This window comes from Butyrivibrio sp. WCE2006 (assembly GCF_000701985.1).
In the GTDB taxonomy this organism is placed as follows: domain Bacteria; phylum Bacillota; class Clostridia; order Lachnospirales; family Lachnospiraceae; genus Butyrivibrio.
On record NZ_JNKH01000011.1, the window covers coordinates 26,062 to 42,956 of the forward strand.

The 16,895-nt window shown below is 39.2% G+C and carries 11 protein-coding genes; all 11 read right to left on the reverse strand.

Translation table 11 applies throughout. The annotated features are described in order from the left end of the window. Window positions 1-395 precede the first annotated feature (395 nt). A complete protein-coding gene (locus T501_RS20180) occupies window positions 396-3,557 on the reverse strand; it encodes an EAL domain-containing protein (protein WP_050008230.1) in 3,162 nt (1,053 codons plus the stop codon). A gap of 50 nt (window positions 3,558-3,607) precedes the next feature. Beyond that, window positions 3,608-4,702, reverse strand: coding sequence for an amino acid ABC transporter ATP-binding protein (locus tag T501_RS09295; protein WP_197027943.1), 1,095 nt, complete (start codon window positions 4,700-4,702; stop codon window positions 3,608-3,610). A gap of 2 nt (window positions 4,703-4,704) precedes the next feature. After that, window positions 4,705-5,376, reverse strand: a complete 672-nt coding sequence (locus T501_RS09300; protein ID WP_044914479.1) for an amino acid ABC transporter permease — start codon at window positions 5,374-5,376, stop codon at window positions 4,705-4,707. Window positions 5,377-5,399: 23 nt separating this feature from the next. Then, complete coding sequence (locus T501_RS09305; RefSeq protein ID WP_197027944.1) at window positions 5,400-6,230, reverse strand: substrate-binding periplasmic protein; 831 nt, start codon at window positions 6,228-6,230, stop codon at window positions 5,400-5,402. Window positions 6,231-6,304: 74 nt separating this feature from the next. Then, entirely contained in the window at window positions 6,305-8,644 is a 2,340-nt protein-coding gene (locus T501_RS09310; RefSeq protein WP_050008231.1) for a glycoside hydrolase family 31 protein, read from the reverse strand. Window positions 8,645-8,774: 130 nt separating this feature from the next. Further along, entirely contained in the window at window positions 8,775-9,719 is a 945-nt protein-coding gene (locus tag T501_RS09315) for an ABC transporter permease (protein ID WP_044914482.1), read from the reverse strand. Between the two features lie 5 nt (window positions 9,720-9,724). Then, window positions 9,725-11,029, reverse strand: a complete 1,305-nt coding sequence (locus tag T501_RS09320; RefSeq protein ID WP_026510675.1) for an ATP-binding cassette domain-containing protein — start codon at window positions 11,027-11,029, stop codon at window positions 9,725-9,727. A 144-nt stretch (window positions 11,030-11,173) separates the two neighbouring features. Next, window positions 11,174-12,250: a threonine aldolase family protein gene (locus T501_RS09325; protein ID WP_044914540.1), complete on the reverse strand. Its 1,077-nt coding sequence runs from the start codon at window positions 12,248-12,250 to the stop codon at window positions 11,174-11,176. A 68-nt stretch (window positions 12,251-12,318) separates the two neighbouring features. Continuing rightward, window positions 12,319-13,347, reverse strand: a complete 1,029-nt coding sequence (locus tag T501_RS09330) for an SDR family oxidoreductase (protein WP_044914483.1) — start codon at window positions 13,345-13,347, stop codon at window positions 12,319-12,321. A gap of 29 nt (window positions 13,348-13,376) precedes the next feature. After that, window positions 13,377-14,930 (reverse strand): sodium/proline symporter, encoded by a 1,554-nt coding sequence (locus tag T501_RS09335; RefSeq protein WP_026510672.1) that lies wholly within the window; start codon window positions 14,928-14,930, stop codon window positions 13,377-13,379. Between the two features lie 130 nt (window positions 14,931-15,060). After that, window positions 15,061-16,872, reverse strand: a complete 1,812-nt coding sequence (locus T501_RS09340) for a carboxylesterase/lipase family protein (protein ID WP_044914484.1) — start codon at window positions 16,870-16,872, stop codon at window positions 15,061-15,063. Between the last annotated feature and the right edge of the window lie 23 nt (window positions 16,873-16,895).

The following is a 16,895-nucleotide window of genomic DNA, read 5'->3' on the forward strand; positions in this document are numbered from 1 at the left end:
GCATAGGCTAACTTTTTGTCAATAAATAGAATATGCTTAATAATAATTATTGTCAATAAGAAAAATAAAATTTTAATTATTTTTATAGATTATTTGCCTTAACCATCGCATATTCAAGTGCTTCACATTTGATTGTGCTAAATTCAAATATGCTCTGCTCATATAAAATGCCGCATTGGCAAGATGCGGCATTTCAGGTAGGAGATTTCTTATGACTATGTATGTCATTTGTTAGTTATATCTAACAAGGCTATGTTAGCATTGTCTAACTATTGTGTCAACATTTATTTCACAATTATTTTCACTTTTATTTAATGAGATTGCCTGGCGAAGTAATATCGAGCCTGACGGGGATTATTAGCCTAAACTAACAGCATATATCAATAGCGACTATTCTATCTATTCTTTAAGTTGTTTTTATTATCGTACATATTCTTGTCAGCGCGCATAAATACTGCGTCTACATTAGGATCCTTAGCAAATTTTGACATGCCGCAGGCGATCACTATACCGCCAGCGGTAATAGCTTTTTCATTGTGCTCAGAAATGCTTTCTACAAGCTTTTCAATATCTCTATAATCATCCCCCTGCGATATAACTGTAAATTCATCCCCACCTACGCGATAAACCGGACTGAATTTAAAGATTCTGCATATCATCCTGCAGGCATCAAGAATATACTCGTCTCCGGCTTTATGTCCCTTTGTATCATTGATTTTCTTGAGATCGTTAACATCAAGTATCGTAATGGCAAATTCCGGAGCTTTGTCCTCTTTAATTAGAAGGTTTAACTTTTTCTCTTCCTCCTGATATGCATTCTTGTTCTTAACCCCAGTTAGAGAATCTATATTTGCCTGATTATAGGCCTCTGCAAGTCTTTCCACATATTCATGTTTTATGAGCATTGCATCTGTTACATCCTGGCTAAGGCCAAGAAGGCACTGTCTGCCTGTATCGTCAGTAAAGTTCAGCTTGGTCGTCTGAAAACGGCGCATATTACCCGCAGCATCATGAACATCCTCAAAGAAAATATATGGCTTGTTCATTGCCCATGCCTTTTTATCATCATCCACAAAATGCTTGGCCGTGTCCCAATCAAATATCTCAAAATCTGTCAGCCCCACAACCTCCTCCGGGCTGTCCTTATGGGCATACTCAGCAAATGCCTGATTACAAGCCAGATATTTTCCCGAATTAATATCTTTGGAAAATGTCATGGCAGGCATGTTTGTCAAAAGAGCTGAAACCGACTCCCTAAGCTCTGTTATTTTCCTGTTTGCTTCCGCTTCCTTTCTAAGGCGCTCATTTTCCTCCAGGAGTTCTTTATATTCCCCTGTGATTTTGTGTGTTGTATCACTGTTTCTTGCTTCACTCTCTAATTCATAACCGTTATTATCGATTTCAGTAGACGACAGAACAGCTATCATCACAGCAGCACTGCCCGTGAGCGGATTAATGGCTATCCTCCAAATCAATAATTTTATCTGTTTTCCATCATGTGTTATATCTTCAAGAACAACCTTCTTACCGTCTTTAGCGCACTTTAATACAGCATTTAATGAGTATCCTCCCTGACCATCCAAAAGATCTGCTACATCATACTCTGTCTTCGAATAAGAATCAGGAAAATTAATTCTTAGGAACTCTTTAAAATATTGATTATGCCTTATAATTGATATTCTCTTGTTCTTGCATTCAACCATCAGCATAGGCCATGTATCAAAATAGTTCCTAAACTGGCCTTCACCTGTGCCGGTCATGGAAAGATCATACAGATTGACGTTTCCAAGCCTTTCATAATAGTCTGACTCCTCGGGATTTTCATAGCATATAGCAGTACCATTCTTATTTCTTTCAACTATCTCCTCATAAGGAATGGGCTTACTATAATAAAATCCCTGAAGCATATTGCATCCTATATTCTTAAGGAAATCAGCCTGTTCTTTTGTTTCAACCCCTTCAGCCACAGTACTAAGCCCCAGAGACATCGCCATACGTATTGTTTCTGTAAGGATAATCCTGGTTTTTTCTTCTCTTTCAAGCTGTCTTACAAAATCCATATCTATTTTAATCAGGTCAAAGGGTACTTTTTGCAATATGACAGGTGATGAGTATCCACTTCCATAATCGTCCATCCAGACATTGAATCCCAATAGCTTTAACCGTTCGATTATGTTTATCATATAATCAATATCATCTGCTATAGCACTTTCTGTAATCTCAATAACAATCTTGTCCTTTGAGATGCCGCTGGCATCAACACGCTCCCGCACCTCTTCCACAATATCACAGGCATAAAAATCAGCCCTTGAGAGATTAACTGATACCGGTACAACATAAAGACCATCATCTGCCTGCATCTTCATTTTCTTAAGCACTGACTCCAAAACATATAAGTCGAGCATATAAATCATATTTGTATCTTCAAGAGCCGGTATAAACGCACTGGGATTAAGGAATCCTTTTTCAGGATCTATCCACCTTGCCAAAGCTTCTTCATGGCAAACCTTTCCGTTGGTTGTTCTGATAACAGGCTGATAGTATACCTTTATCCAGTCTTCCCTTATGGCTTTATCGATATTTTCAACCACATATCGCTTTTCCTCGATAGTGGTCATCATCTTATTATCAAAAAGATATATCTTGTCCGAATAGTTATTCTTTTCTGAATCACAGGCAATCTTAGCCCTGTCACATGCCCCGCTTATACTGATATTTTCATCATCATAAATATACATGCCTATGCGAAGCGGCATACTTCTGTCAGCATCTTCACTATTATCATCCGCAATCAGCTTTAAAGCGCCTTCATGAGCTGCTTCTTCATCTGAATATATGCAGAAATGATCCGCACTGAATCTGCAGCAGTTTTCATGACTGAACATGGCTATGATTTTTTCCGAAAAGTCTTTTAATAATCTATCGCCCTCCTCAAGGCCATATTTCTGGTTAAACACCTTCATTCCGTTAAAATCAATAAAAAGAATGGCAGGTGTCTTCCCTTTACTACGAATTTCCCTGCATCCCTCTTCAGCAAGTTCAAAAAAATAGGTCATAGACGGTAGTCCCGTCAGATAATCATGATTGAGCCTGATATCATGGCTTCTCTCCTCAAGAGCCTTCTTTGCTGTCCCAATAAAAATATCCCTGGAGGTTTTCCCATCTTCAATATAGGCTCCCTGATCCATATAGAATACAAAAGCAAGCCTTACTCCGTTTTCTTTATAAATATGCCTTCCGGTAGCATGAATGATCCTATACTCATTGCCCTTTTTGCTTCTGTAGAGCACATCATACCTCCCGCCTTCGGTAGCAAAGCGATATGCTGCATCTCCAAGAACCGCCATATCGTCAGGATGCGTTCTATGATACATATTTTTATTCATCAGAGAATAAACTTCACTCCTTGGAAGATCTTCATATCCAAACAGTTCTACAAACCCCTGCGATATAACTACCGTGACAACTCTTTTATTTATGAACTGATAAATTGCAAAAGGTACTTTACTATTTTCCAAAAAATGCATTTCTTCAGCACTATAGGTATACTTATCCAACTAAATTACCTCCTTAGCCGGCTTTATTCAGTTTACAGATAGATAACTGCTTACATTTGAATACAAACATCATACCCGACATCATCTCTTTTCTTGCTCATTATCAAAGAAGATTGATGTTCCAATATCTTTAAGTTTAGTTCATCTATAAATGTATCGCTTAATGGATCAATGTCTAAATCCGGAAAACCAAACATTAAGTAATGTGATCTGCTGGTTTCACTACAGATAAGTCTCATATCCATACTTACGGGAGCCTTTTCTCCGGCATTGAATATCGGATAAAGAAACTCATCACAAATAGTGGAAATAAGCTTATCGTGATTACTGTCATTTTGAAATCTTGATATAAATTTTCGTAATTCACTGGCAAGGGCTAAGATATCTATGGTATCTGACTCAAAGCTTCTTTCAAGCATTCTTGAATTATACAGAAACTTCTTAGTTAACACCTTTTTAGGTTTATCAAAAAATTCAATTGGCTCACCCTGTTCATATATGCCTTTTTCCGCAAGAAAAACCACCTTAGTCGCAGTATTTCTTGCAAAGTTCATATCATGTGTCACTATTACACTAGTCTGTCCTTCATTGCAAAGATCACTTATAACCGCTTTAACTTCGCCTACCATCGTTGGATCAAGTGCACTTGTTGGCTCATCAAAAAGAATAACATCCGGATGCATGGCAAGCGCCCTTGCTATAGCTATTCTCTGCTTTTGTCCACCCGAAAGCCATTCCGGCATGGAATTTTCACGTCCGGACATACCTACTCTTTTTAAAATTTGCCTGGCATCCTCTATAGCCTCTTCTTTTGACTTATTTAATACTTTCATCGGTGCAAGTATCAGATTTTCAATAACATTAAGATGTGAAAACAGATTAAAGCTCTGAAATACCATGGCCATACTGCGACGTATTTTGTCGATGTCCGCATCCGGCTTTAAGATATTCTCGCCATTTATATATATTTCTCCAGCCGTAGGTGTAATAAGTCTGTTTATGCATCTAAGAAGAGTACTTTTCCCGCAGCCGGATCCCCCGATCAAAAAAACTGTCTCCCCTTTTGCAACATCAAGATTAATATCGTTAAGTATAATGCCCTGACCATAATCCATTGTAAGATTCTTAATATTTATCAAATCCATATTTATACCTCGATATGCTCATTTGCCTGCAACAGATTCAACAAATTCTTCGCAATATATCCAATCAGGAAGTAAATTATTGTGATCGTAATAAGTCCAAAAAATGCGTCCATAGTTCTGGCAGCTACTATACTGGCAGCTCTTGTAAGATCCACCATGGCAACATAGCCTACAACTGCAGTTTCCTGCATACAAATGACGAACTGGTTTTTATATAACTCGAGCCCTGTTGAGATTACATGTGGCATGATTATATATCTGAATGTCTGCCTCTTACTCATTGCCAGGGTTCTCGCTGCCTCTATTTCTCCTACATCTACTGCATCAAGAGAAGTATTGAGTATTTCACAGATATATGCTCCTGTCTTCATAGTAAGTGCAATAATAATAATTATCGTAAGTGGAGCATGGATTGATCCGAATATCACATATACAAATGCCAGTAGCAGTACCATGGTTGGAATATTTATAAGAATTGAGGTTATCAGATTCCCGATCTTTACAAGTGACTTGTTCCCTGAACGTTTGCATGCACAAAGAAGCACTCCAAACAAGGTTCCAAGGATAAAGCTTGCAATTGACAAAAGTAGTGTATTACCAAAGCCTCTTAAAAAGATTATGTATCTGTCTTCATTAACAAATGTGTAATAAAGCATTTTTCTCGTATAATCCATAATAAATACCCCTCAGCATATCACTAGAACTCTTCATAAAGCCCATAACTTGTCGATATTCCGTTTTTACTTTTTACTAAAAAATAAATGCCTATGGGATTTAATGGTATAGAATGATTGATTCCAAAGGTATCAAAGTCATCTTGATACAACTCACTCAGAAATCCGATTATCATCTCGTATCTGCCTCTGAAAACGCCCATAATCATGTCTTCATATACAGTTCCTGTTATTTCAACTTTATAATTTCTCGCATTTGCCCATGTGATAAAAGGTTCATAATCACTACCGACCCAGCAATCATTAGCATAATCATAGTACGTAGATGGAAAACCACTTTCATTACATGCTACAGTGATGGTTCTGCCCGTTCCTGTTGGTCTTATTATCTTTCCGTCGAATTTATGACCGTCAAACTCGCTAATTCTTCTCTGAAGATCCTGATATTCATCTGTCCTGATGTACTCCCTTAAAAATGCATCGTAGTCATCACATAGTTCCTTTTCATTTCGCCCAAAAGCAGCTACATACCCATATTGTCCGTAAATCGGCGGCACAATCTCCAATCCATCTGTCATGAAAAGTACGGTTTTTGCAGTCAACGCATCCAATGCAATAGCATCTATTCTGTCATGCTGAAGTGCCATAACCATATCCGGTAACTGATCATATCTTAAAATATTAAGATCCTTTCTTGCTGTCAGAGCATAATCTGACTCCCAGGCCAGCATTACTCCGACAGTTTTTCCGGAAAACTGATCGACCTTTTCTGCCCCGGACAAATTATTGTAGTTACTGTTGTTTGTTATAATAAAAACAATAACCGCTGCAACCACTACTCCCAAAAATGCCATTAAAAATTTATGTTTATTAACCATACCCATCACATCAGACTCTTAGACAACTACACTGATTCTTTGGAACTTTCCTAATGGATTATCTTATAATTTATTTTGCCTTTTCTAAATCTCATATCTCCTACAGATTCATAGGAAAAATTCCTATTCTTATCATTCCAGGAAAAATCTGTAATAACATACTCTCCGTTTTCATAGCCGTAACCGTCCCCGGCATCTTCATATAATCTGAATTTCGTATCAGCTCCGGGATAGATTACAACTTCTATATCATCCCCATCCATATATTCTGTACATCCGGCAGGCTTCCCTGTGGGTATAATCGCCCCTGCTCTTACAAATACCGGGATACTTTCAAGAGGACTGGTATATTGAATGGTCTGACCACCATTAAATACTTCATCGGTGTAAAAATCGTACCAATCACATTCTGAAGGCAGATAAACTTCTCTCCTGTCAGACTCACTTATCACAGGGCATATCATAAGACTGTCACCAAACATAAACTGATCTGCAATATCTACAGCTTTTCCATCAGATGCAAAATCAAACATAAGTGGCCTTATGATCATCGCATCATCAAAATGAGCCGCAGCGCCAATGGAGTAGATATATGGAAGAAGTTTGTATCTGTTTTTTATGGTATCGCAGATAGCTTCATAGTACTTATCGCCTCTATCTCCAAATGCCCAGGGTTCTCTGTCCACATCAGTACCATGAGCCCTGAATACAGGGAGATATGCGGCAAATTCAAGCCATCTTACATATAGCTTCTTATATGCTTCATCTATTCCGTCACTAAAATCACCATTCCAGAACCACTGTATTCCTTTTTTTACAAAAAAGGCTCCTGCATCAAGGGTCCAATAGGGCATTCCGCTTGAAGCAAACTGCAACGCGGCTCTGACCTGGTTTTTAAGTGTATTCCAGCTGGCAGCAATATCTCCTGACCAAAGTATGGTTCCATACTTCTGACTTCCAGACCATCCGCTTCTTGTCAGGTTTACTACTCTCTTTTCTAATGAACTGCTTCTTTGCCCATCCCATATGGTCATGGCATGATATTTACCAAATGCATTTGCAAGCTCAAAGGGCATCATTTTTGATGCATCCTGCTTATACTCATAGTATTTTTCCCCATCAGAGGGTTCTACCAGATGTGTCCACTCAGGGGTTATGGGTTCGCTTGAATCACACCACCAGGCATCAACTCCATGAGGATACAGTGCCCTTTGGGCCTGTGACCAGTAAAGATCTCTTCCTTCTTTGGAAAACGCATTGTAAATATCAGTTCCCGGAAACAAAAGATCTTTCTTCTTAAATTCTTCATTATTCTCTGTCCCTGCACTCATATTGGGCCAAATGGACATCATAAAATGAATTCCCTTCCTATGAAGCCCTGCTATCATAGCCTTCGGGTCAGGAAACCGCTTTTTATCAAAACTCTTTTGCCCCCATTTGTTATCCTCCCAGCTCATCCAGTCAAGCACAAGGCAGTCAACACCTATATCCCTTTTCCTGAATTCCTCCGCTGTTTTCAGGATTTCTTCCTGATCACAATATCGCTCCTTTGACTGAATGTAGCCGTATGCCCACATTGGCAGCATGGCAGCTTTTCCTGTTATCCTTCTGTAATTTCTAACTACATCAAAAAGATCTTTTCCAAACAGGAAAAAATAATCCAGATAATGATCAGCTTCTGTCTGAATATATGCCTTCTCTTCATCCTCACAGAACATAAAAAGAGAATTTGTGCTTAAAAGGATTCCATATTTCCTGCTGGAAACCATCATTGGAATCCCAATTTTCTTATTTGCCTGATGTACATAGTAAGTGCGTTTCCTTAAATTCCACTCACCATGCTCTCCCTGTCCAAATCCTGTTAAAAGCTCGTTCTCCTGAAAATCAAAGAAAATCCTTGTCTTGTATGCCACACCATACTGTTCTTTATCAGCCGCCTTGATCCTTTTCTTTACTCCGTCTGCAGTCACAACCTCTTCGATCTGCACCCTGTCGGCTTTAGCTGTCCTAAATAACGGGATTTTCTCAAGCTCTCTTGGATGTTTTTTATCCTCTGAAAGCAGGAGCTGTCCTTTATTATCATAAAATGAAATAACTCCGGACTTTTTATGTACTCTGACAGTTCCTTCATCTGTCTTTATGCTGATATATTCCGTATTTTCATCAGTTACATCACCCAAAATTTCATAATTTAAGCTTCCGCGATAGTCCAAAAAGTCTTTTCCCTGCTCCTCGTTAAAGCTCCCGTCACCGGAAAAAGAAACTCTGACTATTCCTCCCTTTTGTGGAATAATCCTCAAAACACCGGCTTCAGACACCATAAAAACAGCATCATTTTCTTCATATACTTTAGAAATGCTTCTTCCCTTTGCAGGCACAACGTCCATCATAATTCAAATACCTTCTTTCCCCACTTTTCTTCAATTTCTGAACATGGTCATTACAAATGATTATGAACGGAATACCATCCAAAGTATATATTCAATTTTGTTTATCTATTTGCAATTATTGCTTACCCTATTATCTTTTATCTCTGTCAATGAACTCCAGTAATATTGTGGCTAAAATAATATATATTACTGTCCACAAAATCAGCCAGCTCCAGGCTCCTAACACTATATCTTTGTCAAAATTGTATTTCGGTTCCTGGTTCTGCTGGGCACATCTCATTAAAAGATCATCTCTCATATTGTTTTTTTCAATATAGACCAGTGCCTCCTGAAAAGGCTTTTCTCCTTCTATTTCAACATTTTTCATCTTAATGGCACTATTCCAGATAGATACCATCGGCAGGGAATTATAGTCCCCCTGGGCGCACATTGCCGTCAGCCCCCATTTGGTTGCCGTAAGATATGTAAATGGCATTGCTTTTTCAGGAAGTGAAAAGAATGCACCGGAAAATAAGAGCTGAACTATGAGCAAAAACGGCATGATAGTCATAGCCGCGGTAGGCGTTGTTGCAAAGGCTGAGATTAAAAGCGCACACATATCAGCGCAATATGTAATAAGAAAAAGCGTAAGTCCAAAATCTATGATTGGCCATTTTGTAATAAGACTCCTTTGTGGCAATTGGATTTCCATAAGATGACAGACGCCAATCATAATCGCAACCTGTAAAATGCATAGAATTGCCTGATAAATCATATGCGAGGCTACATATGCACTCATGTGAAGTCCTGACCTGTGCTCTCTTTTGATTATCGCACGCTCTCTGCATATTACCTGGATGGAATTGAAAAATCCATTCCAAATACATACACATGCCAGGGCAAAAGTTCCCATCAGCGTGCCTTCCATTGTTTTAAAGAGATTCCCTCCAACCGCAAAATAAACAAGACCTGCAATTACTGCCGACATCGGCAGAACCTTCCAGTCATTCTCAAAAAGAAACATTCTGAAATGTTTTCCCAAATAGATGATAGTCTGAGAAAATCTTCCTCTATGCCTTTTTATCTTAGCAGCCATTTTTTTCACCCAACCTTTTCTATGATTCGTTTAGCATATTCCTCGACAAATTCGTCTGCTCTTCCCTGACCACCTTCCTCTTTCTGGTTAATCGTAAGAAGAACATCCTCCAAAGAATCAGCTCCAAAGAACTCATAGGCTTCCTTTAACGGCCCATACCACGCCAGTCTTCCGGCTCTTGTCTTATCCTTTGCAAGAACTATAAGATCATCAAACAAATCTGCAACTCTGTCGGGAGTGTGGGATATTACTATTACAATTTTTCCTTCATCCGCTATCGCTCTAAGCTTTTCAAAAATGCTCCTTGCTACAACTCCGTCAAGCCCCGAATCAGGCTCATCAAGAATAAACAGGGAGGGATCGGAAATATACTCCATCGCTATGGACAATCGTTTTCGCTGTCCTCCTGAAAGCTTCTCAACAAGGCTGTTCTTTACGGATTCAAGACCAAACTCTTTTAGTACATGATTGATTCTTTCGTTTATCTCAATAAATCCAACGCTTGATGGAAGCCTTAATGAAGCAGCATCCGATAAAGTAAGAAGAACTGTGTCATTATCCCTCATCAAATCCTGTTGGGGGACGAATCCAACATCATAAATCATCTTGGAGTATTCTTCATAAATATCATTCCCATCAAGCTTAACCGTAGCATCTGCCTTTTCGTAGCCTGTAACAGCATTTACAAAGGTGGTTTTTCCTGCACCGGACCCTCCCAGAAGCAAAACCATGCGCCCCCTTGGAATAGTCATGTGGATGTCCTTAAGTAGCATAATTTTCTTAAAAAACTCAAATGTGGTTCTTTCGTTTATATTTACAGACAGTCCGCTATCCGTATCCTCGGTCTCTACTCCGCTGACCATAGCGCCATCCAGCTTTCTGTAATCTATAAACTTTTTGTTAGGCATGCATTTTTTGGAAAAACCGAGATATAAAAGAGCAGGAACTTCAAATATGACCAACAGCCATATGAAGTTTTTCTTTCTTTCAAAGACTTTTATAAGACCCAGGTATATTCTTATCTGATAAACATATCTTGATATATATACCGCCAGCAATACGATTGTAAGAAGAGCAACCGCCATCTCATTTTTAATGATATGGTTCAGGGATAAAATGACATAAGCAATAGCGGAATGGATAGTATATACCCGTCCCTCAAGCTCCCTGTCTGCGCACAAAGATATATGATATTCCCTTGCAAAAGGGATAAACGCCCAAAAAGACTTAATCCCACATTTATTGAAGATTTTCCAGTATCCTAGAGATATCAGGAAAAATAACAATAAATCAAGAATTGAATTGAACATATTTTGCCCCCCTCTTCATAAGACTCTCATTAATAATAACAAGTTATTATGAAGCCCTCATAAACATAATATAACAATTTCAGAAAAAAGGAACATCCGTAGTATCAACAACGAATGTTCCTTTTTATAATCACAAAATATACCCTACATATAGGACATTAATTTATCTATATCTTCTTTTGTTGTAGCCCAATCTGTTGCGAGCCTTATAACAGTGTGAGTATCATCAAGTTTCTCCCAGAATCCGTATACTACGTTCTCTGAAAGTGCTTTTAGCTTGTCATCCTCAAGAACAATAAACTGCTGGTTCGTAGGAGAATCGATATAAAGCTGATACCCCTTGCTTATGAGTCCTTCCTTAAGCATATTTGCCATATCAATAGCATTTTTACTGATATCAAAATAAAGATTGTCAGTAAATAATGTATCAAACTGTAGTCCCAACAGCCAGCCCTTGGCAAGAAGCGCGCCATGCTGCTTAATTACAGGTATGGGATGCTTAGTGGTAACTCCTTTTGTAAATACCACAGCCTCTCCAAACAAAGCTCCGACCTTGGTTCCTCCGATGTAAAAAACATCAACAAGACTTGCAATATCCTGTATTGTAACGTCCGTTCTGTCGCTCATAAGACCATAGCCAAGCCTTGCTCCGTCAAGAAATAGCGGAATTTCAAACTCTTTGCAGACATTGGAAATCTCTGTAAGCTCTGACTTAGTGTAAAGAGTTCCGTATTCTGTCGGATGTGAAATATATACTGCTCCGGGAAAAACCATGTGTTCATGGTTATCATCAGCATAAAAAGCCTTGATAAAAGCCTTAAGATCTGCGGCATCAATTTTACCAATCTGATCGGAATATCTGGTTTTCTCACCTGCCATGCTGTCTTTGACGCTTGGAAGTGTCAGTACTTTATGACCGGAAAACTCTATCGCTCCCGCTTCATGGGCTGCCACATGACCTGTCTCTGCTGCAACCACTCCCTCATAGGTATTAAGCAGCATGTCTATAATAGTCTGATTTGTCTGGGTTCCACCTACAAGAAAGAAAACATCCGCATCAGGACAATTACATACTTCCTTTATCTTACCGGCTGCGCTTTCACAATATTTATCCGTACCATAACCGGTATTTGGCTCAAAATTAGTCTGACTTAAGCGCTCTAATATTTTTGGATGAGCTCCCTTAGTATAATCACTGGAAAAAGATATTTTGTTACTCACGTTGTATGCTCCTGTCAAAAGTGATGATCCTTAAACGCTTTTCTTTATTGCGTTCAGAAATTACATCATTATATTTTATTCTTTGCATCCTCTAATGCTGCAATGACCTTATCACACCAGCTGTCGAATTCCGGATCTTCCTTCTGACACTCAGGATGTGAAAGTATGTAGTCAATAGCTATGCGTGCTCCCTCATCGAATCTGACTGTAGTAGTCATTTTGGGAACAAGTCTCTTTAATTTACTGTTATCAAAAACTACGGAAACAGCTTTATCTCCTATAAGGCCTCCCTCGAAGTCATAGCCGTATTTTTCACCTACAGCACTTAAGAATTCTGAAGAAACATGATAAAGCTTCGGCTCTACTGAAAGGATATCCGCAACTGTCTGATGTATCTGATCCCAGGTAAGAACCTCATCTCCGGTTATCTGGAAAGCTTCACCAAAGGCATGTCTGTTGCCCATAAGGCCTGTATATCCAATGGCAAAATCCTTATTAAAGGTTAGATGCCACAAAGATGATCCGTCTCCGTGAACAATTACCGGTTTTCCCTCCATCATACGCTTTAATACCTGATAGGAACCGTATTGTCCGTGAACACCTACAGGAATACTTCTCTCATCATAGGTGTGGCTGGGTCTTACAATTGTTACAGGGAATCCTTCCTTGCGGTATTTCTCCATAAGAAACTCCTCACAGGCGATCTTGTTTCTTGAATATTCCCAGTGAGGATTGGCAAGGGTAGTGCCTTCCGTAATCACATAATTTGCTGCGGGCTTGTTATAAGCTGATGCAGAACTTGTGTATATGTACTGCTTTGTCTTTCCCTTGAAAAGTCTGTAGTCACGCTCAACCTGCTCTACGGTAAAACCGATAAATTCGCATACACAGTCAAACGTAAGGTCTCCAATCTTTTCCAGAACCTCTTTTTCATTATTGATATCAGCTGTGATAAAATGTGTATCCTTCGGGAGGACCTCTGAGCGGTTTCCACGATTAAGAACCCATACGTCCCAATCAAGCTCATTGACAAGACGTTTCACGATTGCAGTACTTATTGTACCTGTTCCACCGATAAATAATGCCTTTTTCTTCATCCGTAAATCCTCCTTATTTGGTCCGATGCTTAAGACATTTTGGATACATGTTCAAATTCGTCCAAAATATCCTGCTCTGGTGCCTTTGTTAAAAGGCTTACAATTACTATAAATACTAACGCTACAATAAATGCAGGTGCAAGCTCATAAAGATCCCAGAAGCCACCGATAGGTCTTACATAATATTTCCACAAAAATACCATGCTGCCGCCAGAAATCATGCCTGCCATAACACCGAATTTATTTGTTCTTTTCCAATACAGTGACATAATCATTGCAGGTCCGAATACCGCACCAAAACCAGCCCATGCAAATGATACAATACCAAATACCGAACTATTGGGATTCCATGCAATTAATACACCAAATACTGCTACAACAATAAGTGTAATGCGGGCAGTAAGCATAGCAGCTTTCTCATTAAGCTTAATACCAAAGGTCTCCTGAATAATATTTTCAGAAACCGCTGAAGATGCTGCAATCAGCTGAGAATCTGCCGTAGACATAGTTGAAGCAAGAATTCCCGCCAGTACTACACCAGCTAAAAGTGCAAAGAAAAAGCCATTTTCACTTATCTGATGAGCTAAAACAACTATCAGAGTCTCTGCTTTGGAAGAACTTCCGGGATTCTCAGGATCAATAAGAGATTCCAGAACATTTGCCTCTGTCATTGCTCTTCCGACTACTCCAAGGAATACTGCTATAAACAGTGAAAAAACAACCCATACAGATGCTATTCTTCTGGATAATTTTAAGTCAGTAGCCTTACGGGCAGCCATAAATCTTAAGAGAATATGTGGCATTCCGAAATATCCAAGTCCCCAGCAGAACATCGTAATCTTATTAAATAAGCCATACGCATCAGCGGCATCTGTTATATTGTTATGAGTTTCACTGAGCTCCAAAAATCCTGATATGCTTTTTGAAATATCGATTACGGAAGATATACCTGCGACAGAATATATACCATATCCAAGTACAAAAAACAGTGCAATGGTCATAACGATTGACTGGATAAAATCAGTCTTTGAAGCTGCAAGAAAGCCTCCCGTTGTAGTGTAGCCGATAATGATTACAGCCGAAACAATCATCGCAAGCTGATAATTCACACCAAAAAGTGATGAGAACAATTTTCCGCAGGCTGAAAATCCTGAAGCTGTGTAAGGAATAAAGAAAATAATGATAAATATAGCTCCGAGACACAGTAAAATGTTGCTATTATCGCGAAATCTCTTTCTGAAATAATCAGGAATGGTAATAGCATCAAGCTTTTCAGTGTAATTCCTGAGTCTCCTTGCTGTGAAGAGCCAGTTCAGATATGTTCCTACAATAAGCCCGATTGCAGTCCATCCTGCATCTGCTATTCCTGAAAAATAAGCCAGACCCGGCAGACCCATGAGCAGATAAGAACTCATATCTGAGGCCTCTGCACTCATGGCTGTCACAAAAGGTCCAAGCTTTCTTCCTCCCAGATAAAAATCACTGACATCATTAGTATCTCTGGCGCTTACAAATCCCACCAGCAACATCATAGCTAAGTATGCCAAAATTGAGATGATAATACCTATTTGTGCTGTTGTCATATTTACTCCCCTTTAGTCTTCGACCTAAGGGGTACCGTTTGCGATGGATTCCTTAGGTCAGTCCTCTTTTTTCATTTTTTTATATATACTTTATGATTTTATCACACTAAAGGACTAAAGGGAATATCTATTACTTAAGCTCTTCCTGATATTTATCTATGATTTTGTTAAGCTCATGATATGGATTGTCTATGAGTTTTATCTCATCATTTAATTCTAAGAGTTTATCCTCTGAAGAGTTCCACACAGGCCAATTAGGAAGTTCGCTGCCTGTGCCATTGGGATCTCCGTATTTTGCAAAGTTTGTCCAGTATTCCTGCATGGCTTCAGAAACCTTGTAGTCATCCTCATCATATAATCCGGGATAATAATCCAGATTGCCGTAAGCATATATGAGTTCACCCGCGTGATGATTACTCAGATGATTGTTGGTTTTGGTAAAGAAATACTGATAAACCGGCTTATTCTGCGCCTCCATGTATCTGCTCCAAACATTATGGCTGTAGGAAAACCATGCATCACTATAAACAAATGCCATGCTTCCCTTGGCATCTCCTCCGGCATCTACTATAAATGTCTGATCTCTTGTTACACTTCCTGCAGGTATCAGCTCTGCCGCTTCTGCTGCGTAGGGACCAAGAATCTTTGAAAGCTCCTCTTCATAGTTCTCCTTAGTCACTTTTCTTGGCATAACAAAGGCATCTGCTTCTTTCATGTTAGACCCGTTAAGAAGAGCCTGTTCGTGATTTTCACCTTTTTCATAAGTAAGATAAGGCTGTTCCGTAATGGCATAGCCGTCAACGCACATACTGTCATTGACAGACTTTGTGGTGAGAATAGTTGTTGCATCAATATCTCTTAATTCTTCAATATTATTAGCAGAAAACTCCTGCATTACCTCTTCACCTGTTGAAAGGGCTTTTTCCATCTCTCTGAAGGTATGATAGGGCTTGTAAGCATTTATTCCGCTACTCTCTGCTATTGCTCTTACAAATAACCCCTCTGAAAGAGGTGATACACAAAGAGCATTTACAGAAGATGAACCTGCTGATTCACCGGCTATTGTAATGTTATCGGGATCCCCGCCAAAGGCTCCGATATTTTCATGAACCCACTTAAGTGCCTTGATCTGATCCAAAAGTCCGTAATTACCGGTGGTATTATTAGGAGACTCAGCCATAAGCTCATCATTTGCCATATATCCAAAAACACCAAGTCTGTATGCAAAGTTAACTAAAATAACTCCTTTTTTTGCAAAGCTCTCTCCTCTGTACTTTGTATAATAAGATTTTCCTGTATTAAGAGATCCTCCATGTATATAAAATACAACCGGAAGCGGTTCTCCCTGGTAATCTGCAGGACGGTACACATTGAGATACAGGCAGTCCTCGCTCATGGCTTCTCTATATTCGTCGCCCATTGTAAATCTATACTCATGGGTTCCAAGTATATCTGACAGTGAAGAGTACCATACCTGCTGTGTGGGCTGCATAGCCATAGGAGCATAGGTATCACAGGCTCTTACGCCTTTCCAGCCTTCAGGATCCTGGGGTTCTTTCCATCTAAGATCTCCCACAGGCGCTTTTGCATAGGGAATTCCTGCATAAATCTCTGTTAAATGATCCTTGTCATAAACACCTGTAATGTCTCCCTGCTCAACGTGAATTGGTGCTGTTACCACAGGATTTTTATATGTAACTGCAGGAACCTGCTTATAAGGCGGTTCAGTAGCCTTATAGTTGAACGCAAGGCATATCAAAAGGATGATCATTGTGCATACGGCACTAATTCCACTCCACTTGTTTTTCTTCTTAAGAGTGTGCCTTACACAAAATGCAATAATAAATAGAACTATTCCTATGCACCAGCCTATAATAAGGTTCTTCGAAATCTCAAGGAAGAACAGATAGGCAATAGCAAGAATCAATAATAAAAACAACATATCTTTACCTCTTACAACAAAAA